Below are 25,393 nucleotides of genomic sequence, written 5' to 3'. Positions count from 1 at the left end.
TCACACTCCCTCCATGTTGGGCTTTTATTCTTACAAAAGCTCAACATGTTACTAATCTTCTTCTATTAAAATGAAAAAACTCACGCTAATCCCTCTTCTTTTTCTGGTAATTTCTTGTCTAAAATCAGAAAAGAAGAAAAACATTGATTTTACTACTCTTTTTGAAAAGTCTAACGGTACAGAAACCCCAACTTACCCTGAAGTAATTGATTACTACAAAAATTTAGCGGAAAATTATAATGAAATTTCACTTATTGAAATGGGTGAAACTGATAGTTCGTATCCATTACATTTAATAGTGTTTAATGCCGATGGTAAAACCAATAAAAAAGAGATTAAAACCTCTAAGAAAAATAGAATTTTAATTAATAATGGAATTCACCCAGGAGAATCTGATGGAATTGATGCTTCAATGCTTTTATTGAGAGATATTACTCAAAATGACTCGTTAAAAAAAGCATACAAAAATACTCTAATATGTGTGATTCCTGTATACAATATTGGTGGTGCTCTAAACAGAAATTCACATACAAGAGCTAATCAAAACGGACCTAAAGAATACGGCTTTAGAGGAAATGCAAGAAATTACGATTTAAATAGAGATTTTACAAAACAAGATACTAAAAATGCTGCTAGTTTCGCTGAAATTTTCCATGTAGTAAACCCAGATGTTTTTATTGACAATCATGTAAGTAACGGTGCTGATTATCAATATGCAATTACTCATTTATTTACTCAACACAATAAATTAGGAGGTGAATTAGGAGCGTTTTTAGAAGGTAAAATGCGTCCTTCGATAGAAAATTCTTTATCTAATAAAAACATTCCTATAACGCCTTATGTAAATGTTTGGGGAACTACACCTGATAAAGGATGGTCACAATTTTACGATTCTCCTCGCTACTCAACCGGTTACACTACACTATTTAATACTTTAGGCTTAATGGTAGAAACACACATGTTAAAACCATACAAAACTAGAGTTGAACAAACCTATGAGTTAATGATAGCAGCATTGGATTTTACAGAACAACAATCTAACACCATAAAAAAATTAAGAGCTAACGCCGTTAAAAACATACTTACCAATAAAAAATACCCAATAGCTTTTAAAGTAGACAAAAACAACCCTAGTTCTTTTACATTTAAAGGATATGAGGGAACTTATATTGACAGTAAAGTCACCAACGGAAAACGATTATTTTACGACACTAAAAAACCTTTTGAAAAAGAAATAAATTATTACAATAACTTCACGGTTACCAGAGAAGTAAATATACCAAAAGCATATATAATTCCGCAAGGCTGGCATGAGGTAATAAATCGTTTAAAAAACAACGCTATTGAAATTAAAACTTTGCATAAAGATACAATTATTGAAGTTGAAACTTACAAAATTGACAGCTATGACACGCGTAAAGTAGCTTATGAAGGTCATTATCTTCATTACAATACTAAGGTTGTAAAAGAAACACAGAAACTTGGATTTAAAAAAGGCGATTATTTCATACCAACCAATCAAAACGGTTTACGTTACTTACTAGAAATATTAGAACCAGAAGCCATTGATAGTTTTTTTAACTGGAACTTTTTTGATACCGTTTTACAGCAAAAAGAAGGCTTTTCTGCTTATGTTTTTGAAGATAAAGCAGAAACATTTTTAAAAGAAAATCCTGAAATTGAAAAAGTATTTAAAGAGAAGTTAATAAGTGATGAAGATTTTAAAAATAATCCTTATTCACAATTAAAATGGGTATATGAACAAACCCCACATTATGAAAACGCACATTTAAAGATTCCTGTATATAGAGTCAATTAAAAAATCCCGCTAAAAGCGGGATTTTTGATTTTTTAAAACTCATACTCATGTAATGATTTTGGAAATGCTTCTGGGTTAGCTGCCAAATGGTAGCGAGGATCTTCAACATCTTCAATAATTACATTATGAAATTTATCGCTTGCTTTGTACATTAATACTTTACAATCTTCACTTAAATGTTTTAATTTTATTGATTTTCCGGCTGCTTGATACTTTTCTACCAACACAAACAATGCCTCTAATGCCGAATGATCAGAAATTCTGCTTTCTACAAAATCAATCTCTACAGAATCTGGATCATTTTTAATATCAAACTTCTCATTAAAAGCGGTAATACTTCCAAAAAATAATGGGCCCCAAATTTCATAAACTTTTGTACCGTCTGGCTTAAAACGTTTACGAGCTCTAATTTTTTTAGCATTTTCCCAAGCAAAAGATAATGCTGAAATGATAACACCAACAAATACAGCTATTGCTAAATCAAAAAATACTGTTACCGCAGAAACTATTATCAATACACATGCATCAGCTACTGGTATCTTTTTAATAATTCTAAAACTAGACCATGCAAAAGTTTCAATTACCATCATAAACATTACTCCCACTAATGCTGCAATTGGCACTTGTTCTATATATTTATCTGCAAAAAGAATAAAAATCAATAGTGTTACTGCCATTGTAACTCCAGATAACCTTCCTCTACCGCCAGCGTTAATGTTTATTACAGTTTGACCTATCATTCCACAACCGCCTGTTCCACCAAATAAACCACTAACAATATTACCAGCTCCTTGTGCAACACATTCTTTATTACCATTACCTCTAGAGTCAGTTAACTCATCAACTAAATTCATAGTCATTAAAGTTTCTATTAAACCAACTGATGCAGCTAAAAAAGCATAAGGTGCAATAAATTTAAGTGTATCTAAATTAAAAGGTAAGTTAGACCATAAATCCATTAGGTTTAATTTTTTTGAAATTTCATCAATTCCATTTAAACCTGCTCCTCCTCCATCTCTAATAAAATCACCAACGTTTATTGAGTTTAATCCAAATGCAATAGATAAAAATGTTACTATTAATATAGCTGTTAAAGCTGCTGGTACTTTTTTGGTTAATTTAGGCAAGCCCCAAACAATTAACATGGTTAATAATACTAAAGCAATCATTGTATATAATTTTTCGCCCTGCATAACGGTTTTTACAACTCCACTATCTTTTACAGTGTAAAAACCTTCTTCACCTATATTAAAAACAACTTTTTTAGTTTTCACATCAAAAACCTGTCCTTCAGAAATAGTAAAAACTTCTTTATTAGTAGCTATATTAACAACTGATGAACCATTGATAGTAAATAAAACAGCATCCGACACTTTATCTTTCACCTGATTATTAGCTACATTATACACTAATTCTTTAGAGGTTGTTTTGCGCATGTTTTGACCAAAAACATCTTTTTTATTTTCTTTAAACATACCTAATTGAGCCAAAAATATAACAATAGCTAAACCGTTTACAAATCCCATCATTACTGGGTGAGGAATTAAACGAACAAACTTACCAAGCTTAAATAAACCAGCTATAACTTGAATAACTCCCATTAAAACTACCGCCGCTAACAAGTAAAAGTATCCCATGTTTTCAACAGGCTGATCAAATAACAAACCTTTAGCATGACCTTCTTGTATCATGTTTACAAATATTACTGCTACCGCACCAGCTGCACCAGATATTAATCCTGGTCTACCTCCAAAAATTGCAGATATCAAACCAACCACAAAAGCTCCAAATAAAGCTACTATTGGGCTAATTTGCGCTACAAAGGCAAAAGCAACCACTTCAGGTATCATTGCTAATGAAACTGTAATTCCTGCCAGCGTATCATCTTTAATGTTAATCTTCTTATTTCTAATGTATTTCATCATAATATTTCTAGGCTTTTCTAAAAGTTGGCAAATGTAAAGATAATTTTAATCATTTACTTGTATGTTTACAGTACTTTAATTTTGCTAGCATAATTTTTTAATTTACTTTTGAATCTTGAAATCTATCAATCAAAATTGATAGCAACATGAGCAGAAAAACACTACTTACTTCTAAAGAAATTGATATCATTCTGCATCGATTAGCGTGTCAGTTAATCGAAAATCATCACGACTTTGACAACACCGTTTTAATTGGAATTCAACCAAGAGGTTCTTTTTTAGCAAAACGCTTAACTGATATTTTGCAAAACTTTTATGGTATTCAAAATTTACAATTAGGATTGTTAGATATTACATTTTACAGGGATGATTTTAGAAGGAAAAACGAACCTTTAGAAGCTACTCCAACTCAAATAGATTTTTTAATAGAAAACAAAAAAGTAGTTTTAGTTGATGATGTTTTGTACTCTGGTAGAAGCGTTAGAGCAGCTTTAACAGCTTTACAAGCATTTGGCAGACCTGTAAATGTTGAGCTATTAGTTCTTATAGATAGAAGATTTAGTAGACATTTACCTATTCAACCTAATTACAGAGGAAGACAAGTAGATGCCATAAACCAGGAGAAAGTTGTTGTTCACTGGAAAGAAACCCATTCAAAAGACACCATATTCTTAGAGCAAGTAAAATGAAGCAGTTAAGTGTAGAACATTTATTAGGTATTAAATATTTAAACAAAAATGATTTAGAACTTATTTTTGAAACTGCTACTCATTTTAAAGAAGTTATAAACAGACCTATTAAAAAAGTTCCGTCTTTAAGAGATATTACCATTGCTAACTTATTTTTTGAAAACAGTACTAGAACAAAGCTTTCTTTTGAATTAGCTGAAAAAAGATTGTCTGCAGATGTCATTAACTTTTCTGCGGGTCAATCATCAGTAAAAAAAGGAGAAACTTTAATTGACACTGTAAATAACATACTATCTATGAAAGTAGATATTGTTGTTATGCGTCATGGTAATGTGGGAGCTGGTGTGTTTTTATCGAAACATGTAGATGCTAAAATTGTAAATGCAGGTGATGGTACTCATGAACATCCAACCCAAGCTTTACTAGATAGTTTCTCTATGAGAGAAGCCTTAAATTCTGATTTAAAAGGTAAAAAAATTGTTATTGTAGGTGATATTTTACACTCTAGAGTAGCATTATCTAATATTTTTGCCCTACAATTGCAAGGTGCAAAAGTAAAAGTTTGTGGACCAACTACTTTAATACCTAAATATATTTCAAGTTTAGGGGTTGAAGTAGAAACGAACTTACAAAAAGCACTTGAGTGGTGTGATGTAGCCAATGTATTACGTGTTCAGCATGAAAGAATGGATGTTAAATACTTCCCTTCTACCAGAGAATACACGCAGTTATTTGGAATTAATAAACAGATTTTAGATAATTTGAATAAAGATATTGTTATTATGCATCCCGGACCAATTAACAGAGGTGTAGAAATGACAAGTGATGTTGCCGATAGTGATCAATCTATAATTTTAAATCAGGTTGAAAATGGTGTTGCTGTTAGAATGGCAGTAATTTATTTACTTGCGCAACAGATAAAAAGATAATTATGAAAACCGAAGAAAAAGATGGGTATAAATTGCTAAGTTCTGAGGGAGTTGATTTTAACACCTTTAAAACTTCATTTACCAATGAACATACTAAATTTGTAAATGACAATATTATTATTTACCTTTCGTCGAAACTAAATGTTGTTGAGGACGATATTTCTGTATTTTTGGAATATGCCGCACAACATCAAAAAAATGGAACAACTTTTGTAGTAGTGTATCCAAATGTTGATGTTGATGTATTTCCAGAAACCTTTAACATAGTTCCTACTTTGCAAGAAGCAGAAGATGTTTTAGAAATGGAAAATATCCAACGAGACTTAGGTTTTTAATTTAGTTTTTAGCAAATCCCCAATAAAAAAGAACCATGGTAAAAAAAATACTTTTAATATTCTTTTTATGCTTAACAACCGTTACTTTTTCGCAAGAAAAATCAGTAACTCGTTTATCTGCTTCGCCTAATCCTTTTACATCAAGCACTACTATTAGTTTTGATTCTAATGAAGAACAAGGTGTTTTTTTAATTGTAAAAAATGTTTTAGGTAAAACGGTATTTAAAAAAGGTTATTATACTAAAATAGGAAAAAGAGAAATTGTTTTTGAAGCTAAAAACCTTAAACCTGGTATGTACATCTACGCTATCCAAACTAAAAACGAGGTTATTTCAAAACGATTTGTTATTAGATGAGTATAAAACTTACCATTTTAGGTTGCCATTCAGCAACACCAAGAGCCAATGCATTTCCTAGCTCACAATTTTTAGAAATTAATAATCGTTACTTTTTAATTGATTGTGGTGAAGGCACACAACGTCAAATGAGAAAATATAAAGTAGGTTTTTCTAAAATAAACCACATTTTCATTTCACATTTGCACGGAGATCATTTTTTTGGGTTAATTGGACTTATTTCTACCTTTGGAATACTTAATAGAGAAAAGGAATTACATATTTACGGACCTAAAGGAATTAAGCAAATTACTGAACTACAATTACGCTTAACAAGTTCTTATGTTAAATATAAAATTGTTTTTCATGAACTTTCATCAAACAAAAGTGAACTTATTTTTGAAGATGATAAAGTTAGTGTAAGAACTATTCCTTTAGACCATAGAGTGTATACAAATGGTTATTTATTTACAGAAAAACCTAAACCAAGAAATCTACATCTTGACAACATCAAAATGTATGATGAAATAGAGATTTGTGATTATCATAATTTAAAAGCAGGTAAAGATTTTATGTTAAGTTCTGGAGAAATCATTCCGAATGAAGAACTAACAATTCCACCTCCTAAACCTAAAAGTTTTGCTTACTGTAGCGACACTAAATATAAACCAGATATTGTGCCTATAATTGAAAATGTAGATTTATTATATCATGAATCAACCTTTTTATCTGGTTTAGAAGAATTATGTGAAAAAACAAAACATTCTACCGCTAAACAAGCTGCAACTATTGCAAAAAATGCTAACGTTGGTAAACTAATTTTAGGGCATTATTCTAGCAGATATAGCAACCTAGATGAGTTTAAAACAGAAGCAGAAACTGTTTTTGATTGTGTGGAATTAGGTTACGTTGGTAAGTCTTACGATACTTCTCTTCCTATTCAAGAAGAAATTTGTAATTAATATTGATTCGTACTTAACAATACTAGCGTACAAGCAACTTCAACTTTTATATTTTCATCTCTAAGTAATTTCATAAATTCAGGGTTTTCAGTACCTGGATTAAATATCACACGCTTAGGCTGTAAACTAATTATATAATTGTAATATTCTTTTTGTATTGTTGGATTTATATAAAGTGTTACAGTATCTAAATCTGTATAGTTTTTTCTATCAACATCTATTTTAACATCCGCAACAACGCCTTCTTTTACTCCTAAAGCAACTACTTCATGATTATAATTCTTAAGCTTTAAAATAGCCATATAAGAATATCTTGATGTGTTAAGAGAAGCTCCTAGTACTAGTGTTTTTTTATTCATATAGAATTGTTAATTATTCGTTAAACAAAATTAAAAGAGTAACAAAAATAATACTTAAAAGTCTTTTAATCGTAACTACTATTCTAAACAATCAATAAAAATGAAAAAAATATTATGGGTATTTTTCTTTTGTATAACTACACTAGTAAAAGCACAAATGCCAAAAAACTTAGTTGCTAAACCCGGAACAGTATCTGGTAAAGTAATTGAAAAGCTAACTAACCAGCCATTACCTTACGTTAATATTGTTATATATGACACTGCTAAAAAAGTAATAACTGGAGGTATAACAGATGAAACAGGTGTGTTTTCTATAAAAAATATTCCTGAAGGAGTTGCTTCTGTTGAAGTACAATTTATTGGTTTTAAAACCATCACCAAAGCCATTACAATTGATAAAAAAAATAGAAAAGTAAATTTAGGAACTATAGCTTTAGAGGAAGATAGCACAACTTTAGATGAAGTTGAAGTTAGAGCAGAAACATCTACTATAGTTCAGAAAGTAGATAGAAAAGTAATAAATGTAGGAAAAGATTTAACATCTGCAGGAACTACTGCCTCTGAAATGCTTAATAATGTTCAATCTGTTAGTGTTGATAGCCAAACAGGAAATATCAGCTTACGTGGTAATGAAAATGTACGAATTTTAATAGATGGTAAACCAACTAACATTAGCGCAGCACAATTGTTAAAACAAATTCCATCTTCATCAATAAAAAGTATTGAACTTATTACAAATCCATCTGCCAAGTACAATCCAGAAGGAATGAGTGGTATCATCAATATTGTTTTGCATAAAAATGCAAATATAGGTTTTAATGGTAATATTGATACTGGCCTAACTGCTGGACATTTTGTTAGATACAATGCAGCTACTAACATGAATTATAAAACTGGAAACGTAAACTTTTTTACAAATTACGGTTACAATGGTGGTGATAATTATAATTACGGTTTTGTAGATAGACCAAATGAAGATAGAATTCAAAATTTTGAATTTATCAATAAAAACCAATCTCATTTATTTAAAATTGGTGCAGATATTTATTTAAACGATAAAAACACATTGTCATTTTATACTACGCAAAATTGGTATAATGGTGGCGGTAACGGAAGCACATTAATAACAGAAAACGGTACAATTACAAGTAATGCTGATAATATTCAAGATATAGAAAATCAATCATCTACCTATAACTTAAATTATAAGCTAGATTTTGATGATAAAGGCCATAACATTGAGTTTGAGGCAAATTACACAGATATTAATGGTATTGAAGATGCAGTAAATATTGATACAGAAAACCAAAACAATAATGCCTTAAACTTTATAACGGATATTACTAATGATGCCTCAAACACACAAATTAATTTAGATTATACTAATCCTATTCATAAAAACGGAAAATTAGAAATAGGTGCAGAATATCGTCAAAACTCAACAAAAAATAACAATATAACCACACAAGACGGTAATCCAAATTCTAACTTTACGTATGATAGATATATTTACTCTGCTTATGTAAATTACGGACATCAATTTGGTAAATTTAATACACAAATTGGGGCTAGATTTGAGCAATATGATATTGAAGGGAATTTTAATCAAGAAAACGAATCTCCAGCAAAAGTTACTGATGAAATTTTTAGTGTATATCCTTCTGTTTTTATCTCTTATGAAGCAACAGAAAAAGATCAATTTCAAGTAAGTTATAGTAGAAGAGTTGATAGACCAGGTATTCAACAAGTGAACCCAATTAGAGAATGGAGTACTCCATTAATTACATCTGTTGGAAACCCTAATCTTTTTCCGCAATTCACCAATTCTTTAGAGTTAAATTATACACATAAATTTAAAGGTGGTTCATTTAGCTTAGGCTCTTTCTATAGAAATGTAAATGATGTTATTTCAAGAATTACCTATGCAGATTTAAACGATCCATCTGGAAGAAGTCAGATTTTAACATTTCAAAACTTTGATGATACCGATGTATATGGACTTGAGTTTTCATCTAATTACAAAATAGCTAAATGGTGGAGAACAAACTTTAGCACAGAAATTTATTCACAAAAACAATTTGGAATTGCAGATTTAAACAATCCAAACGCTGAAAGATTAGAGGTTGATAATACTGTATTTAATGCAAGGGTTAGTAATAGCTTTACTGCAACTAAAAATTTACGTTTCCAAGTCTTTGCAATGTACCGTGGAGCTAATGAAGATATTCAATGGAAAGTAGAACCTATGTGGATGGTAAATGCTGGAGGGAGCTATACTATACTTCAAGGCAAAGGAACTATTAATTTACGCGTGAATGATATTTTTAAAGGAATGAAGTTTGCTTTTAATTCAACAAATCCGTTTGTGCAAAATGGTAGATTTAACTGGGAAAGTAGAACTATTTTCTTAGGGTTTAATTATAGATTTGGTGGCGGTAAAAACAAGGCTAAATCTAGACGTAGACGTGATTCAAATGAAAAACAAGGCGGAGGTTTCTTTTAATAAAACCAAACATTGATAATAAAAAAATCCGAAGCTAATAACTTCGGATTTTTAATTTTCAATCTTAAACTTATACAGTTACCAACGTATAATAACAGAACCCCAAGTAAAACCACTACCAAATGCAGCTAAAACAACTAAATCATTGTCTTTAATTTTACCTTGTTCCCAAGCTTCTGTTAACGCAATAACTATAGATGCTGCCGTAGTATTACCATATTTCATAATATTGTTATACACTTTGTCATCTGATAATTGGAACTTCTTTTGAATAAACTGAGCGATACGTAAATTAGCCTGATGCGGAATTAACATATCAATGTCTTCTTTTTGTAAATGATTTGCTGCTAATCCTTCATTGATAGCCTCTGAAAAACGAGTTACAGCATGTTTAAACACAAATTGACCGTTCATGTAAGGAAAGTATGAAACATCATCCGGATCATTAGCCTCAATAATCTCTGGAACCCATCTGTTAGTTGATGGTCCAATTAAAGCCAATTCTTTAGCATGAGCACCTTCAGAATGTAAATGTGATGATAAAATACCTTTACCTTCTTCTTCACTTCTAGATAAAATTGCAGCTCCTGCTCCATCTCCAAAAATAACGGTTACTCCTCTACCTCTTGTAGATCTTTCTAAACCTCCAGAATGATTTTCGGCACCAATAACCAATATGTTTTTATACATACCAGTTTTGATAAATTGATCTGCAACAGAAAGAGAATAAATAAAACCAGAACATTGGTTACGAACATCTAATGCTCCAATAGTTGGCATATCTAACAAATCTTGAATTTGCACACCTCCGCCCGGGAAATACATATCTGGACTTAACGTAGCAAAAACAATAAAATCTATATCATCTTTTGTTAATCCGGCACGCTCAATAGCAATTTTAGCAGCTTTCGCTCCCATTACTGCTGTAGTATCACCAGTTTTAGGGTCAATCCAACGACGTTCTTTAATACCCGTTCTTTCCTGAATCCATTCATCACTGGTATCCATCCACTGCGTTAAATCATTGTTAGTCACCACATTCTCTGGAACGTAATACCCTAACCCTGTAATTTTTGAACTATACATAATTATAAATGGTTGTTTTTTAGTTGTTTGCAAAAAAATAGCGCGTAAAAGTATGAATTTTAAAGTATTCGTACAAAAGTACTGCTATAATTATATATTAACAATGTCAAGTTGTCATTAAATAGGGTTTGGTATTTTTTTTGTCATTAAAACATCAAATAATTAAAAACGAAAAAATTAACCAAAAATGAGTAAAGGAAATATTAATGTATCGGTTGAAAACATTTTCCCGTTAATTAAAAAATTCTTGTATTCTGACCACGAAATATTCTTACGTGAATTAATTTCTAATGCTACAGATGCAACCACTAAGTTAAAACACCTAATTGCTATTGGTGAGGCAAAAGTTGAGTACGGCAACCCTCAAATTGAAATTAAAATTAATAAAGAAAACAAAACCTTACATATTATAGATCAAGGTTTGGGTATGACTGCCGAAGAAGTTGAAAAGTACATCAATCAAATTGCTTTTTCTGGTGCCGAAGAATTTTTAGAAAAATATAAAGATACAAATAACGACACTGGTGTTATTGGACACTTTGGTTTAGGTTTTTACTCAGCATTTATGGTTGCTGATAAGGTTGAAATTATTACCAAATCTTTTAAAGAAGAACCTGCCGCTCATTGGATTTGTGATGGTTCTCCTGAATATACCTTAGAACCTCATGACAAAACTGAAAGAGGAACAGAAATAGTTTTACATATTTCTGAAGATGAAAAAGACTTTTTAGAAGATGCTAAAATACGTGAGTTATTAGTAAAATATAATCGTTTTAACCAAATACCTATTAAATTTGGTACTAAAACAGAAACATTACCACTTCCAGAGGATGCTGCAGAAGATGCTAAACCTGAAACCAAAGAAGTTGATAATATTATAAACAATACACAACCAGCTTGGACCAAAAAACCAGCTGATTTAGAAGCTGAGGACTATAAAACTTTTTACAGAGAGTTATATCCAATGCAATTTGAAGAACCGTTATTCCACATTCATTTAAATGTAGATTATCCGTTTAACTTAACAGGTATTTTATACTTCCCTAAATTATCTCAGAATTTAGATATTCAAAAAGATAAAATTCAACTATATCAAAACCAAGTATTTGTTACAGATAACGTTGAAGGTATAGTGCCAGATTTCTTACAAATGCTTAAAGGTGTTATTGATTCACCAGACATTCCATTAAATGTATCTCGTTCTTATTTACAAGCAGATGGTGCTGTAAAGAAAATATCAGGATACATTACTAAAAAAGTAGCTGACAAACTTTCATCTTTATTTAAAAATAACCGTGAAGATTTTGAACAAAAATGGAATGATATTAAAGTTATCATAGAATACGGAATGTTATCTGAAGATAAATTCTTTGATAAAGCCAAAAAGTTTGCATTATATCCTACAGTTAACGATACTTTTTTCACTTATGATGAATTGGTAGAAAAGACTAAAGATGCACAAACTGATAAAGATGGTAATCATGTAATTTTATACGCAGCTAACAAAGACGCTCAACATAGTTATATAGAAGATGCAAAAGCTAAGGGGTATGAAGTTTTATTATTAGACTCTCCTATTGTACCGCACTTAATGCAAAAATTAGAGTCTGAATCTGGTGATGCAAAAATACAGTTTAAACGTGTAGATGCTGATCATGTTGACAATCTTATTAAAAAGGATGAAGCTATAATTTCTAAACTTTCTGAAGAAGAAAAAGAGAAATTAAAACCTGTTATAGAAACTACTGTAAACAACTCAAGCTACACAGTGCAGTTAGAAGCTATGGACTCTAATGCTTCTCCGTTTATTATTACAGTGCCTGAATTTATGCGTAGAATGAAAGAAATGAGTGCTACAGGTGGTGGAATGATGGGAATGGGTAATATGCCAGAAATGTATAACTTAGTAGTTAACACCAATCATGAATTAGTATCTGATATTTTAAATGCTGATGAGAACAAGCAAAAAGAATTAATTTCTCAAGCTTTCGATTTAGCAAAATTATCACAAAATTTATTACACGGTGAAGAATTGACAAACTTTATCAAACGTTCTTATACTTTGATTAAGTAACACCTCAAAATATTAACATAATTATAAAAACCTCTTTGAATAATCAAAGAGGTTTTGTTTTTTTGTCAAAATTCAACCAAAAACTATGAATGAGGAAAATAAAAAACTAAAGTTTAAAAATTTATTAGATAAACTTCAACAAGAAAGCTGGCAATTGGAATTGTTAATTTCTGGTTTTGCAATTTATGGGTTATTTAATACTATAGAACCTATAGAAATTGGCTGGAATGAAGCTAAGGCATTACAGAAATATACTAAGTTTTTATTTCCTGTTCTTTTTTTATCTTGTTATATACTTATTATTAATCTTGTTATACATGTTGTATTACGAGGATTATGGATTGGAGCTATAGGACTAAGATATGTATCAAATGAAATTGAGTATGAAGAATTAAATTATAGCAAACGATTTACAAAATACTTAAAAAAGAAAGTTGGTTCTTTTGATAATTACATTGATAAGCTAGAAAACTATTGCAGTATTTTATTTGCTGTAACTTTTTTAAGTTTATTTTACATGATTTCTTTCTTTAGTGTATTATTTATCATAACCTTAATGGCTAGATTCTTTTTAGATTCTGGTATATTTAGTGAATTTGTAGGGGCTTTTTTATTAGGAACCATAGGACTTTTGTTTATATTTTTAGCATTAATTGTCTTTTTTGATTTTTTAACTCAAGGAGGTTTAAAGAAAAAAGAATGGACCTCTTTTTTATACATGCCAATATATAAAGCATTCAATTACATAACATTTGCTTTTTTATACCGACCAATTGTGTATAATTTTTTAGATAATAAATTTGGTAAAAGAATAGCCTTTATACTGTTACCTTTATATGGTGTGATTTTTTATTTAACTACTTTAAAAAATGCACAATCACATTACCTAACTAACATGTCATATACATCTAAAAACTTTGTTAGCAAGAATAATTATTTAGATTTATTAGATGAGCATGAATATGTTAAAGATGTTGCCTTAAATACTAAAATTACAGACAAACCATACGTATCTATCTTTATTCCATTCAAAGAGCAAACAGAAAATGATTTGTTAATTAAAAACCCAGAATTAAAGCCAATAGAAAATCAAAGAGGAATTAAAAGTAGTTTTAAATTTATCTTTAAAAATAGAAATAAAGACCTACATAAAAGAGACAGTATTTATAAACTTTATTTGAGAAAGCTGAATGAACTTTATACTATAAAAATTGATAGCATTACTAAAAAATCAGATTTTATTATAACAGCTATTAACAAACAATTGGGCTTTGAAACAGTAATTCCTCTTAAAAGGTCGGAGGAAGGAAAACATATTATAAATATTTCTAGTTTATATTTTGATAAAAAATCAAAAGAAGAAAAAACAAAAACTATTGCTAATATTCCATTTTGGTATTACAAAAATTAACTTCATTTAAAATCATGAAAAAAACATTAATAGCATTACTAAGTATTTTACTATTTATAAATTGTAAAAGAGAAGAAAACTCTAAAAATTTAGTTACATCAAAAGCTAATGAAGATTTTAACGCTTTATTAAGTGACTATAATGAAGGTAAATTAGCTTTAAAACCAATAGATGCAACTTTTGCTGGTGATAATCGGTTTAATAACCAATTTCCAAATACTTTATCTGACGAATATATCTTACAAACCAAAGATTTTTATACAACCTTTAAAGCTAAATTAGATGAGTTTCCTGACGAATCATTAACAGAAAGCCAACAAATGAGTAAAGCTGTTTTAGCTTGGGATTGTAACATGAATCTTGCGCAAAACAATTTTAAGAATGATCGTTTACTTCCTATTAATCAAATGTGGAGTATTAATTTAACCATGGGACAATTTGCTAGCGGAAGTAGTGCACAACCCTTTAAAACGGTTAAAGATTATGAAAACTGGTTAGAACGATTAGGACTATTTAACCAATGGTTATTAACTGCAAAGCAACGTATGCAGCAAGGGATTAAAGAAGGATATGTATTACCAAAATCTTTAATTCGTAAAGTAATACCTCAATTTAAAACTTTGGCAGAAACAGCTTTAACTAAACACTTATTTTACAGTCCGGTTTTAAATTTTCCTGATTCATTTTCAGCTACAGATAAAAAAGAATTAACAGTAAAATATACCAAAGTTTTAAACCAACAGTTATTACCAACTTTTAAAGCATTGTATGATTTTTTAAGAACTGATTATTTGGTAGCAGGTTTAGAAACTAGTGGAATTGATGCAATTCCAGAAGGAAAAGCTTATTATCAACATGCCATAAAGTTTTATACAACCACTAATATGACCGCAGATGAAATTCATGAATTAGGGTTAAGTGAAGTAGCCCGAATTTTATCAGAAATGGAAAAAGTAAAACAAGAGGTTAATTTTAAAGGAGATTTAAAATCCTTCTTCAATTATGTTAGAAATAATAAAGAATTGATGCCATATGATACACCTCAACAAATTATAGCTAATTTTAATGCTATTCATGATAAAATGAAACCGCAGTTAGAAAAATTATTTGGTAACAAACCAAAAACTCCTTTTGTGGTTAAGCAAACAGAAAAATTTAGAGAAGCCTCTGCTAGTGCAGAATATAACCCAGGATCTTTAGATGGTACTCGCCCTGGTGTTTTTTACACCCCAATTCCTGATGCTAGCAAGTATAATGTTTTTTCTGATGAAGCTTTATTTTTACATGAAGCCATTCCGGGGCATCATTATCAAATTTCGTTAACTCAAGAAAATGAAGAACTTCCTGATTTCAGAAAAACTTTATGGTACAGCGCTTATGGAGAAGGCTGGGCATTATACACTGAAAATTTAGGAAAAGAATTAGGCCTGTACACAGACCCTTATCAATATTTTGGCATGTTGGGTATGGAAATGCATCGAGCAATTCGTTTAGTTGTAGATACTGGACTTCATGCCAAAGGATGGACACGTGAGCAAGCTATTCAATATTCTTTAGATAATGAGGCTGAAAGTGAAGCAAGTATTATTTCTGAAATAGAACGATATATGGCAAACCCAGGACAAGCTTTATCCTATAAAATTGGTCAATTAAAAATAAGATCTTTAAGAGATAAAGCAACTAAAGAACTTGGTGATAAATTTGATATTAAAGAGTTTCATAATCAAATATTAGAAACTGGTTGTATACCACTAGCTTTATTAGAAGATAAAATTAATTCATGGATTCAACTTAAAAAGTAACCGTGAAAAACCCCTCTTTTTTGAGGGGTTTTTAGTTTTTAAAACCCTCATTTTTCCTTGGTATTACACTTTAGTGCTGCGATAACTTTGCCAAAAACTAAAATTAAATATTATGAGAAAAAGATTATTAACAATAATGGGAGTTGTATTAAGTATTGGAATTACTAATTCACAAATAGTGAATATACCAGATGCTAACTTTAAAAACGCATTATTAACTGGTGCAAATGTATCTATTGATTTAAATGGTGATGGAGAAATCCAATATAGTGAAGCACTTGCTTACAACCAACCTATTGATGTGAGTTCGCAAAACATTAATGATTTAACAGGTATAGAAGCATTTGTAAACATTCCTATTTTAGCGTGTGGTGACAACAACTTAACTCGTATTAACCTAAGCCAAAATGTAAACCTAGAACGTTTGTTTTGCATGTATAATCGAATTGAAAATTTATACCTACAAAACAATCCTAAACTTACTTTAATTTATGCATCTAACAATAATTTAAAAAGATTACGCATTGATAATGGGAACAACATTGATATCAGTATTTTTCATGTTGTTAATAATCCTAATTTAAGATGTATTCAAAAAGATAACGGCTTTACACCTCCAGGCAATTGGAGTACAGATTCTGGTGTAAATTACAGCAATGATTGTTTATATACTGTTGACCCTGTTGGCCCTATAAAAGAAGTATTTGTACCAATAAAACCTTTAGGAGGATTAAAAAACGCTAACAACTCAATAGTACACATACCAGATGCTAATTTTAAAAATGCATTATTAAATAACATTCCTGTAATTGATACTAACGGAGATGGAGAAATACAATACAGTGAAGCAAGTTCTTACAGTACTAATTATTTAAATGTTGGAAATAATAACATTTCAGATTTAACAGGTATAGAAGCTTTTACAGGTATTACCTATCTTGCTTGTGCTGGCAATAACTTAACAAGTTTAAACGTTTCGAGTTTAACTAACCTTGAGTTTTTATATTGTGTATATAACAAAATAGAAAACCTAAACCTACAGCACAATACCAAATTAGAAACTGTATATTGTTACAATAATAACTTAAGAAGGTTAAATTTAGCAAATGGTAATAATATTAATATTACTATGATGCAGGCGAATAATAATCCACAGTTAACATGTATTCAAAAAGATGCTGGATATACTCCTACTAATAATTGGTCAAAAGACAGTTCTGCTAACTACAGTGATAATTGTTATTACACTTCAGATCCTATTGACCCAGTAAGAGGATTAGTTTCTCCATCTCCTTTAGGTGGATACAAACAATCAGATGTTGTATTATATCCAAACCCATCATCAAACTACATACAGATATCTAAAGAGATTTCACAAGGGGTTTTGTTTGATGTAAACGGAGTTAAAATAAAAAACATATCATCATCAGTAATTGATGTTAAGTCTTTAAGAAAAGGAACCTATTTTATTCAGTTTTCAGATGAAGATGGAAAAACTTACAAAAAGAAGTTTATAAAAAAATAATTAAAAAAGACTGAGTATATACTCAGTCTTTTTTATTGGGCTTTAGATTAGTTTTTTCTGTGAGAACTTTAGCTACCTCTAAAGGACGGTCTGTAGCAATAATATTAGCTCCGTTTTCAATATATTTCATATAAACCTCATCATTACCTTTTGCAATGGCACTTCTATCTAAGTTACCTAGTGTTCCTAAAATTGTTTTTATACCCATAGATGCCAATTTATTATAATGACTTGTATCTGGTTCTCTAGTTCCCACAAAACCTAGTAACTTATTTGTTGGTATTTCTGATTTAATTATTTGTTCGATAGCCCCTTCACTTCCTGCTGAAACCGAAATAGTAATATTTGAATTTAATTCATGAACCAAAATTGCATCTTGAATTCTATAGGTAATTACAGCTGCATAATCTGTAGCACTATGTTTTTCTATTGCCGAAATAACTTTTTCAAATGGCACTCCTCTTTTAACATCTAAGGTAAATAATACTTTGTGTTTTCCCCATGCTAAAATAGCATCTAATGTAGGAATGGAATAGCTTGTTAAATTACCTTCGTTATCTTTTAATTTAATATTTTTAATTTCATTAAATGAAACATCATTTACATTACCAGATCCTGTAGTTGTTCTATCTAATTTTTTATCATGCATTAGCACTAACACACTATCTTTTGTCATGGCAACATCACACTCTATAACAACAGGTGTATGCTTTACAACATTATCAAAAGTTTCTATTGCGTTTTCAGGAAATCCTTTATAGGGTCCTCCTCTATGAGCACTTATTAAAGGAACTGGATTTTGCTTCCAATTTTTAAAAGAAGTTACTAAAGCTAGCTTAGCTTCAGGAGCTTTTTGTAAAATGGTAAGTTCATTTGGATTATTTTTACTCTTTTTACAATTGATTAAAATAAAAGAAACTAGTAGTAGAGTTATAATACGTGTAATTTTTATCATTTATTCATTTTTAAAAATCGAATATAGTTGAATAAAAAATGAATAAACTTTGTTTACAAGTTAATTAATTGTAAAATTAATTACAGAACTCTTCTATTAAAATACTGCTTTAAAACAATAGTTTGCACAATAAATAAAATAGTAAAAAAGAATAACGCATACATAGTTGTTACAGATAAGTTTAAGCTTTGTAACCATGTTAATTGTGGTAATTTTACAAAAGTTATATCACTTATATTAAAATTAAAAAAACTAGCCTCTGATTTATTTTCTTGAAATATCAAAAATACAGATGCAATAACAAAACTAATTGCAATACCATAAATACTAAACCTGTAATTATAGGAAGAAGCGTTTACAATCTTGGAATTTTCTATGGCATTAATTTGCTTCATTACGTCTTCTGTAAAATTTAACGAAGGGCTTTTTTCTGCAATATTGTTAAAAACCTTTTTAGTAAAAATATCTAACTCATCTATATGCTTATTTTCTCCCATAATGTTTTATTAATTCTGGTTCAACAGTATTTTTTACAATTATTAATAAATGTTTTCTTGCTCTATGGAGTTTTACTTTCACATTTGCTTCGGAAAAACCAGTAACTTCAATTATTTCTTTTAAACTTAGTTCTTGATAATAAAACAACGTCAATATTATTCTTTCATCATCAGGTAATTTTTCTAAACAACTAGCTAAAATTTCACTTCGTTCTTTTCTTTCAATTGAAATAAAAGTATCCTCAGTAGCTTTAATTTGCGTAATAGTAACATCTTCTAAAACCGAAAACTTATATTTATTCTCTCTCTTTTTTAACACATCTAAACAGTTTCTGTAGGCAATTTTATATAACCAAGTAGAAAATTTAGATTTTCCTTCAAAAGAAGCTATATTTTTATATGCTTTTACAAAAGTGTCTTGTGCAACCTCCTCTGCTTCTTCTTTATTATTTAACAGTTTAAAAGCTACCGAATAAACCAATACCTTATACTTATTTACTAAGGTAGCAAAAGCATTTGTATTTCCCTGAATAACAAGGTTTATATAAATTTGGTCAGTTTTTGTAGTCATTTTATACTAAGACCGAATCTATGAAAAAAAGGTTACACTAAATTTGAAAAAATATTTTTTAAATAAATCTGTAACCTTTTTAAAAATAAAATGGTCATACAAACAACATAACATAAAACTTAAATTTATATGGAAGCTGCAATTGTATTCATGTTTTTATTCGCAATTATTTTTGGAATTTTTTACCTGTTTTTTACTACAAGAAACAAAGAACGTTTAGCATTAATAGAAAAAGGTGCAGATGCCACTATTTTCTTTTCTAAAAAAGAAAACAGAAAGGCAGCACCATTCTGGAAAGTATTAATCTTAAATATTGCCTTGTTGCTAATAGGAATAGGAAGTGGAATTTTACTTGCTTCAATTTTATCAACGTATACAGAAATTGATAATGACTCTTTATACCCTGCTTTAATGTTTTTAATGGCTGGTATAGGATTATTTGTTGGTTTTACGCTTACTAAAAAGTTAGATGAAGAATAAAAAATAACATATATCCTTAAATTGTGATAATAGAGAATGTAAATATGCATTCTCTATTTTTGTTTGTAAATTAGTTGTCTAAACTAATTTTAATGAAAAAAACAATTACAACCTTACTTTTAGGTGTTTGTGTTAGTTTAAATGCACAAACCAATCCTAAAATTTATGATATCATCAATAATATATCTTCAACCAGAATAGAAAATGATATTAAAACGCTTGCTAATTTTGGAACAAGACATACACTAAGTGATACTGTTTCTTCAACAAGAGGAATAGGTGCTGCCAGAAGGTGGATAAAAAAAGAATTTGACAATATTGCTGCTAATTGTAATAACTGCTTAGAGGTATTTTATCAAAAAGATTTAGTTAAAAAAGGTACTAACCAACGTATCACCAAAGATGTAATGGTTGTTAATGTGGTAGCTATTCAAAAAGGAACTAAAAATCCGAATAACTTCATTATTATGAGTGGTGATATTGACTCAAGAATATCTGATCCTAATAACTATACTGATGATGCACCAGGAGCAAACGACAATGCCTCCGGAATGGCAGGTACCATAGAAGCTGCCAGAGTACTAAGTAAATACTCTTTTGATAATAGTATTATTTACGTAGGGCTTTCTGGTGAAGAACAAGGCTTGTTTGGTGGTAAAGGATTGGCGAACTATGCCAAGAAAAAGGGATGGAATATTATTGGAGTTTTTAACAATGATATGATTGGAAACATAAAAGGAGTTGACGGTGTTATTGATAACCGAACTTTTAGAATATTTAGTGAACCTGTTCCTCCTACGGAAACAGAAAGACAAAGAAATGCTAGAAGGTTTTATGGTGGTGAGGTAGATGGTATTTCCAGACAATTAGCTAGGTACGTATATAAAACTACAAAAACTTACATGCCTGAAATGAACCCTAAACTAATTTATAGATTAGATAGATTTGGTAGAGGCGGTCATCACAGGCCTTTTAATGACGCTGGTTTTGCAGGTTTACGAATTATGGAAGCTCATGAAAACTATACACAACAACATCAAGATATTAGAACTGAAAACGGAATAGAATATGGTGACCGAGTAAAGTTTGTAAATTTTAATTATGCTAAAAAACTTACTGCTGTAAATGCTATAAACTTAGCTAGTATAGCTTGGGCACCATTGGCTCCAGAAAATGTAGGTATTGGTGGAATTGTTGAAGCATCTGCAAAATTAAAATGGGATGCCGTTCCTAATGCTAAAGGATATAAAATATATTTCAGAGATACTACTTCACCAACATGGAACAAATTTATATATGTTGAAAATACCACAGAACACACTTTAAAAGGCATTGTTTTAGATAACTATTTCTTTGGAGTAAGCGCAGTAGGTAAAAACGGACATGAAAGTGTGGTTAGTTTTCCTACAAAAATTATTAGATAAACTAACTATAACCTAAATAAGTAATTTTATTTTAGTACTTTGTCTGTCAATTAATCCATTTTATGCAGTTAGAAGAATTAGTTAAACAGTTTACTAATAAAGACGTAAAATCTTTTGAAAAATTATATCAAATGTATTTTGAAAGCGTTCAAGGTATCATCTTTAATATTGTTAGAGATGAAACCATTGCTGAAGAAGTAGCTCAAGATGTATTTGTAAAAGCTTGGAATAATGCCGAGCAATATTCTGAAAAAAAAGGACGTTTTTTTACCTGGATTATCAACATTGCACGAAATGCTGCTATTGATAAAGTAAGATCTAAAGATTTTAAAAACAAATCTAAAAACCTTGAAGCAGAAAATTTCGTAGATATTATACAAACCTATGACAATTTAGATTCAAAAACCAATGCTATTGGAATCAAGAAGTTTGTAAACAAACTAAAAGACAAATGTGTAAAGGTGATTGAATTATTATATTTTAAAGGTTTTACTCAAAAAGAAGTTTCTGAAAGTTTAGATATACCCTTAGGTACAGTAAAAACAAGAAACAGAAACTGTATTAACGAATTAAGAATTTTGCTTAAATAATGGCTTATCAAGATATTATAGATTCAGGTACTTTAGAATTGTATATTGCTGGTGTTCTTTCTGATGAAGAAAACGAAAGAATTTACAAGCTTTTACAAAAACACCCTGAAGTTTTAGACGAAATACAACAAATAGAAAAATCTATTGGTGCTTTAACAGCTAACGTTGCACCTAATCAAAACAATCAATTTAAGGAGGTTTTAATTAAATTATTACAAGAAAAGGAAAGTACAGATAATGTAATTTCTATTAATAAAAATAAGAGTAACTGGAAAACCTATTCAGGTTGGGCTGCTGCTATAGTTGTTGGAAGTACCTTACTATTATCTATTAACAAAAATAATAATTTACAAGGCCAATTAAATAGTATTAATGAAGCTCAAAAACAATACGAGCAACAATTAGAAAAAACAACCAATGATTTAGCTAAAAATAAAACTCTTTTAGCATCTATAACTAATAAAAATGTTATAACAGTCCCTTTACAAGGACAGCAAGTTGCTCCGAATGCATATGCAAAAGCTTTCTGGAATAAAAAAACGAACAATGTTTATTTGGATGTTAGTGGTTTACCTACTCCACCTGAAGGAAAAGTATATCAAGTTTGGTCTTTAACATTAAACCCATTAACACCAACAAGTTTAGGAACTTTAGACAAATTTGCCGATAGTGATACTAAAATTTTCACTATTGAAAACCTCAACAATTCAGAAGCTTTTGGGATTACTTTAGAACCTGCAGGAGGAAGTAAAACTCCAACACTTGAACAATTGTATACATTAGGTACTATTTCTTAATAGAAAATATATTTAAAATCAAAAATAGCCGCAATTGCGGCTATTTTTTTGTTGTTAAATAACAACTGAGTGAAAATACACTCTCCCCTAAAAACCTTAAAATGTATATGTAATGGTAAATTTTAAATTAAATGGAGTACCTGGTGTAAAATGTATTTCTTCTACAGAATTTGGTTCATTTTGCAATCTAGATTCTGTAGCAAATTGAGTTTCATTCCAAGCAACGTCAAATAAATTTAAAGCACTTACGTTAAATGTAAAATCTTTTAATCTGTACCCTAAGTTAGCATCTACAACAGTATAACCTTCTGCAGTTAATGAATAATCTTCATTTGCAGCTCTATCTTTTAAGTGTCTATATTTTATTCCACCAAAAAACTTAGTATTATCATAAAATATACCTCCTGTAGTTGTAAATTCAGGAGCTAAAGGAATGTTGTTTTCTGCAACTGGTACTTCTAATAATTTAGCATCTGTTAATGTTATATCATTATTTAAATATAACTCTTTAGTAAGTTGATAACGTACACCGAAATCGATTCCTTTTCTTTCAGATTTCCCAGAAGGCTCTACAATTCCTGCATCTCCTACATATACTAATTCATCTTCAGAATGTAAATACCATAAAGCTGCATTAACTACTAAATTATTGGTTAGTTTTGCCGTACCTCCAACATCTACTCCATAAGCTTTAGGTAATGTTTTACTATTTGGATTAGTAGCTACTACCCTAGCATCATTAGAGTGAAAACCAATTCCTGATTTTACAAACCACTGATATTTTTCATTAGGTGTGTATACAACAGAAAGTTTAGGGTTTACTACAACTTCACTATTGCTATTTGTTGCATAAGTAGGCGCTAAATCATCGTTATATAAAAATCTGAAATAATCTAACCTAACACTAGGTTGAATACTTACTTTGCCTAAATCTAAATCAGCTGCTGCAAAACCATAAATGTTAGTTTGTTGAACACTTCCTAACTGAATATAGTCTAAAACCTCTTTTCTTTGTAAGGTATGCGACAATTCTAAATCGTTAATATTGTCAAAACGGAAACCAGCTCCTCCTCTAACCGATGTTGGTATTGAAGCAAATGTTACTTGCTTTTTTAATTGTGTATTAAATCCAAAAATATCTCTATTCTCTGTTTGTTTAATTTGATCTCCGTTATCTGGATCATCTAAGAAAAAAGTGAAATTTGAAAATAAGTTGAACTTGTAATTAGAGTAAAAAATATTTGAAGTAATTTCAACATCGTTCTTTAAAAACTTTGAATGCTGAAGATTTATATTTGTGCGTGAGGTAGTCCCGCCCTCTGTATCATCTATAGCTCCAAATCTTGAAATTAATCCACTATCCACTGCTCTTTGTGGAATTTGTCCGGATGCATCCCAAGTACTAGTAAAATAGGATGCTGATAAAGTTAACTTACTATTGTCTTCTAATACAGATTGATATTTACCAAAAATATTTAGACGACTAAAATTTTGAGAAGATTCAAAAAAGCCATCAGTTTCTTGATACTCAATTGCAGCGTATGCAGAATTAGTAGAACTATTATCTAATAAGTTTAACATAGCCAACGTTCTAAAAGAATTAAACTGACCTACATCTAAACTAATACTACTTTTATTTATACGTGTTTTTGTGCTAAAATCTACAAAACCAGCCGTAGCAAAATCACCTTTTGAAGCCTCATACGGTCCTTTTCCAAAATTAATTTTATTAATAGTTTCTGGAATAATAAAATGTAAATCGCTATACCCTTGACCATGAGCGTGAGAAACCATATTAATAGGTAAACCGTCAACCGATAAGGCAATATCAGTACCATGGTCTATATCAAAACCTCTTAAAAAGATTTGTTCAGCTTTCCCGCCCCCGGCATGCTGTCCGATGATAAGACCTGGTACTGTTTGTAATATTTCTTGTGAAGAACTCACAGGATTTTTTTGAACATCAATAGCAACCATACTTACCAAAGGGTCTTTTTTGGCAGTTAATACCAATTCATCTAACAAATATGATTTTGGTTGAAGTTGAATAGTATTAAAGTTTGTTAATTGATTTTGAGTAATACGAATAACTTTTTTTTCAAAACCAAGAATACTTATAGATATTGTATCATTTTCTTTATTCTTTTCTAGTATAAAATTTCCCTTCGCATCTGTGTGCGTATGCTCATTTTGTGTTGCGTTAATAACATACACATTTTCTAATGGTACATTATTTTGATTAACCACCTTTCCTTTAAATGTTTGCCCTAACAAACTTGCCGATACTGTTGTTAAAAACAGTGATGTAAATACGAATTTTAACAT

The 25,393-nt window shown here is 29.9% G+C and carries 22 protein-coding genes; 15 read left to right on the top strand and 7 right to left on the bottom strand.

Annotation, left to right across the window (positions count from 1 at the left end; genetic code table 11):
- The first annotated feature begins 70 nt into the window (after positions 1 to 70).
- The gene (locus ACFQ1U_RS12800; protein WP_386109010.1) at positions 71 to 1,819 is read left to right on the top strand and encodes a M14 family metallopeptidase; all 1,749 of its coding nucleotides are present in this window, start codon (positions 71 to 73) and stop codon (positions 1,817 to 1,819) included.
- A gap of 32 nt (positions 1,820 to 1,851) precedes the next feature.
- Here the strand turns inward: ACFQ1U_RS12800 and ACFQ1U_RS12795 are convergent, their stop codons facing one another.
- Positions 1,852 to 3,744, bottom strand: coding sequence for a SulP family inorganic anion transporter (locus ACFQ1U_RS12795; protein ID WP_386109008.1), 1,893 nt, complete (start codon positions 3,742 to 3,744; stop codon positions 1,852 to 1,854).
- Between the two features lie 146 nt (positions 3,745 to 3,890).
- Here ACFQ1U_RS12795 and pyrR point away from each other — a divergent pair, with 146 nt between their 5' ends.
- Genes pyrR through ACFQ1U_RS12770 form a run of 5 tightly spaced genes read left to right on the top strand, consistent with a single transcriptional unit; the run spans position 3,891 to position 6,994 of the window.
- The gene (gene pyrR / locus ACFQ1U_RS12790; RefSeq protein ID WP_386109006.1) at positions 3,891 to 4,433 is read left to right on the top strand and encodes a bifunctional pyr operon transcriptional regulator/uracil phosphoribosyltransferase PyrR; all 543 of its coding nucleotides are present in this window, start codon (positions 3,891 to 3,893) and stop codon (positions 4,431 to 4,433) included.
- Positions 4,430 to 5,362 carry an aspartate carbamoyltransferase catalytic subunit gene (locus tag ACFQ1U_RS12785; RefSeq protein WP_386109004.1) on the top strand — a complete coding sequence of 311 codons (933 nt, stop codon included), beginning with the start codon at positions 4,430 to 4,432 and terminating at the stop codon, positions 5,360 to 5,362. Before pyrR ends, ACFQ1U_RS12785 begins: the two co-directional genes overlap by 4 nt.
- Before the next feature lie 2 nt (positions 5,363 to 5,364).
- Positions 5,365 to 5,697, top strand: coding sequence for a hypothetical protein (locus tag ACFQ1U_RS12780; RefSeq protein ID WP_386109002.1), 333 nt, complete (start codon positions 5,365 to 5,367; stop codon positions 5,695 to 5,697).
- 35 nt (positions 5,698 to 5,732) lie between these two features.
- The gene (locus ACFQ1U_RS12775; RefSeq protein ID WP_386109000.1) at positions 5,733 to 6,053 is read left to right on the top strand and encodes a T9SS type A sorting domain-containing protein; all 321 of its coding nucleotides are present in this window, start codon (positions 5,733 to 5,735) and stop codon (positions 6,051 to 6,053) included.
- On the top strand, positions 6,050 to 6,994 hold the full coding sequence (locus ACFQ1U_RS12770) for a ribonuclease Z (RefSeq protein ID WP_386108998.1): 945 nt from the start codon (positions 6,050 to 6,052) through the stop codon (positions 6,992 to 6,994). Before ACFQ1U_RS12775 ends, ACFQ1U_RS12770 begins: the two co-directional genes overlap by 4 nt.
- On the opposite strand, the gene ACFQ1U_RS12765 is transcribed toward ACFQ1U_RS12770, so the two are convergent.
- Complete coding sequence (locus ACFQ1U_RS12765) at positions 6,991 to 7,353, bottom strand: CoA-binding protein (RefSeq protein WP_386108996.1); 363 nt, start codon at positions 7,351 to 7,353, stop codon at positions 6,991 to 6,993. The two genes, ACFQ1U_RS12770 and ACFQ1U_RS12765, sit on opposite strands and share 4 nt — an antisense overlap.
- Before the next feature lie 100 nt (positions 7,354 to 7,453).
- On the opposite strand from ACFQ1U_RS12765, the gene ACFQ1U_RS12760 reads away from it, so the two are divergent.
- Positions 7,454 to 9,856, top strand: coding sequence for a TonB-dependent receptor domain-containing protein (locus tag ACFQ1U_RS12760; protein ID WP_386108994.1), 2,403 nt, complete (start codon positions 7,454 to 7,456; stop codon positions 9,854 to 9,856).
- Between the two features lie 78 nt (positions 9,857 to 9,934).
- Here ACFQ1U_RS12760 and ACFQ1U_RS12755 read toward each other — a convergent pair whose 3' ends face one another.
- Positions 9,935 to 10,942 (bottom strand): 3-oxoacyl-ACP synthase III family protein, encoded by a 1,008-nt coding sequence (locus tag ACFQ1U_RS12755; protein WP_386108992.1) that lies wholly within the window; start codon positions 10,940 to 10,942, stop codon positions 9,935 to 9,937.
- A gap of 187 nt (positions 10,943 to 11,129) precedes the next feature.
- Between ACFQ1U_RS12755 and htpG the strand changes: the two genes are divergently transcribed.
- From htpG to ACFQ1U_RS12735, 4 genes are all read left to right on the top strand, one after another.
- Positions 11,130 to 13,016 (top strand): molecular chaperone HtpG, encoded by a 1,887-nt coding sequence (gene htpG, locus ACFQ1U_RS12750; RefSeq protein WP_386108990.1) that lies wholly within the window; start codon positions 11,130 to 11,132, stop codon positions 13,014 to 13,016.
- Positions 13,017 to 13,101: 85 nt separating this feature from the next.
- On the top strand, positions 13,102 to 14,427 hold the full coding sequence (locus tag ACFQ1U_RS12745; RefSeq protein ID WP_386108988.1) for a hypothetical protein: 1,326 nt from the start codon (positions 13,102 to 13,104) through the stop codon (positions 14,425 to 14,427).
- A gap of 14 nt (positions 14,428 to 14,441) precedes the next feature.
- Entirely contained in the window at positions 14,442 to 16,229 is a 1,788-nt protein-coding gene (locus tag ACFQ1U_RS12740) for a DUF885 domain-containing protein (RefSeq protein WP_386108986.1), read from the top strand.
- Between the two features lie 112 nt (positions 16,230 to 16,341).
- Complete coding sequence (locus tag ACFQ1U_RS12735; RefSeq protein WP_386108984.1) at positions 16,342 to 17,754, top strand: T9SS type A sorting domain-containing protein; 1,413 nt, start codon at positions 16,342 to 16,344, stop codon at positions 17,752 to 17,754.
- A 22-nt stretch (positions 17,755 to 17,776) separates the two neighbouring features.
- Here ACFQ1U_RS12735 and ACFQ1U_RS12730 read toward each other — a convergent pair whose 3' ends face one another.
- The 3 genes from ACFQ1U_RS12730 to ACFQ1U_RS12720 form a co-directional block, all read right to left on the bottom strand.
- Positions 17,777 to 18,709 carry a glycerophosphodiester phosphodiesterase family protein gene (locus ACFQ1U_RS12730; protein ID WP_386108982.1) on the bottom strand — a complete coding sequence of 311 codons (933 nt, stop codon included), beginning with the start codon at positions 18,707 to 18,709 and terminating at the stop codon, positions 17,777 to 17,779.
- A gap of 80 nt (positions 18,710 to 18,789) precedes the next feature.
- Complete coding sequence (locus tag ACFQ1U_RS12725; protein ID WP_386108980.1) at positions 18,790 to 19,206, bottom strand: hypothetical protein; 417 nt, start codon at positions 19,204 to 19,206, stop codon at positions 18,790 to 18,792.
- A complete protein-coding gene (locus ACFQ1U_RS12720; RefSeq protein WP_386108978.1) occupies positions 19,193 to 19,777 on the bottom strand; it encodes an RNA polymerase sigma factor in 585 nt (194 codons plus the stop codon). Before ACFQ1U_RS12720 ends, ACFQ1U_RS12725 begins: the two co-directional genes overlap by 14 nt.
- Before the next feature lie 129 nt (positions 19,778 to 19,906).
- On the opposite strand from ACFQ1U_RS12720, the gene ACFQ1U_RS12715 reads away from it, so the two are divergent.
- The 4 genes from ACFQ1U_RS12715 (at position 19,907) to ACFQ1U_RS12700 (ending at position 23,068) form a co-directional block, all read left to right on the top strand.
- Positions 19,907 to 20,257: a DUF6249 domain-containing protein gene (locus tag ACFQ1U_RS12715; RefSeq protein WP_386108976.1), complete on the top strand. Its 351-nt coding sequence runs from the start codon at positions 19,907 to 19,909 to the stop codon at positions 20,255 to 20,257.
- Positions 20,258 to 20,349: 92 nt separating this feature from the next.
- Positions 20,350 to 21,681: a M28 family peptidase gene (locus ACFQ1U_RS12710; protein ID WP_386108974.1), complete on the top strand. Its 1,332-nt coding sequence runs from the start codon at positions 20,350 to 20,352 to the stop codon at positions 21,679 to 21,681.
- Between the two features lie 62 nt (positions 21,682 to 21,743).
- The gene (locus ACFQ1U_RS12705; protein WP_386108972.1) at positions 21,744 to 22,271 is read left to right on the top strand and encodes an RNA polymerase sigma factor; all 528 of its coding nucleotides are present in this window, start codon (positions 21,744 to 21,746) and stop codon (positions 22,269 to 22,271) included.
- Positions 22,271 to 23,068, top strand: a complete 798-nt coding sequence (locus tag ACFQ1U_RS12700) for an anti-sigma factor (protein ID WP_386108970.1) — start codon at positions 22,271 to 22,273, stop codon at positions 23,066 to 23,068. Before ACFQ1U_RS12705 ends, ACFQ1U_RS12700 begins: the two co-directional genes overlap by 1 nt.
- 96 nt (positions 23,069 to 23,164) lie before the next feature.
- Here ACFQ1U_RS12700 and ACFQ1U_RS12695 read toward each other — a convergent pair whose 3' ends face one another.
- On the bottom strand, positions 23,165 to 25,393 hold the full coding sequence (locus ACFQ1U_RS12695; protein WP_386108968.1) for a TonB-dependent receptor: 2,229 nt from the start codon (positions 25,391 to 25,393) through the stop codon (positions 23,165 to 23,167).

The organism is Tenacibaculum geojense (assembly GCF_042676005.1).
Lineage (GTDB): Bacteria > Bacteroidota > Bacteroidia > Flavobacteriales > Flavobacteriaceae > Polaribacter > Polaribacter geojense.
The sequence above is the reverse complement of the archived record's forward strand: the minus strand, read 5'-3'. Positions and strand labels throughout refer to the sequence as shown.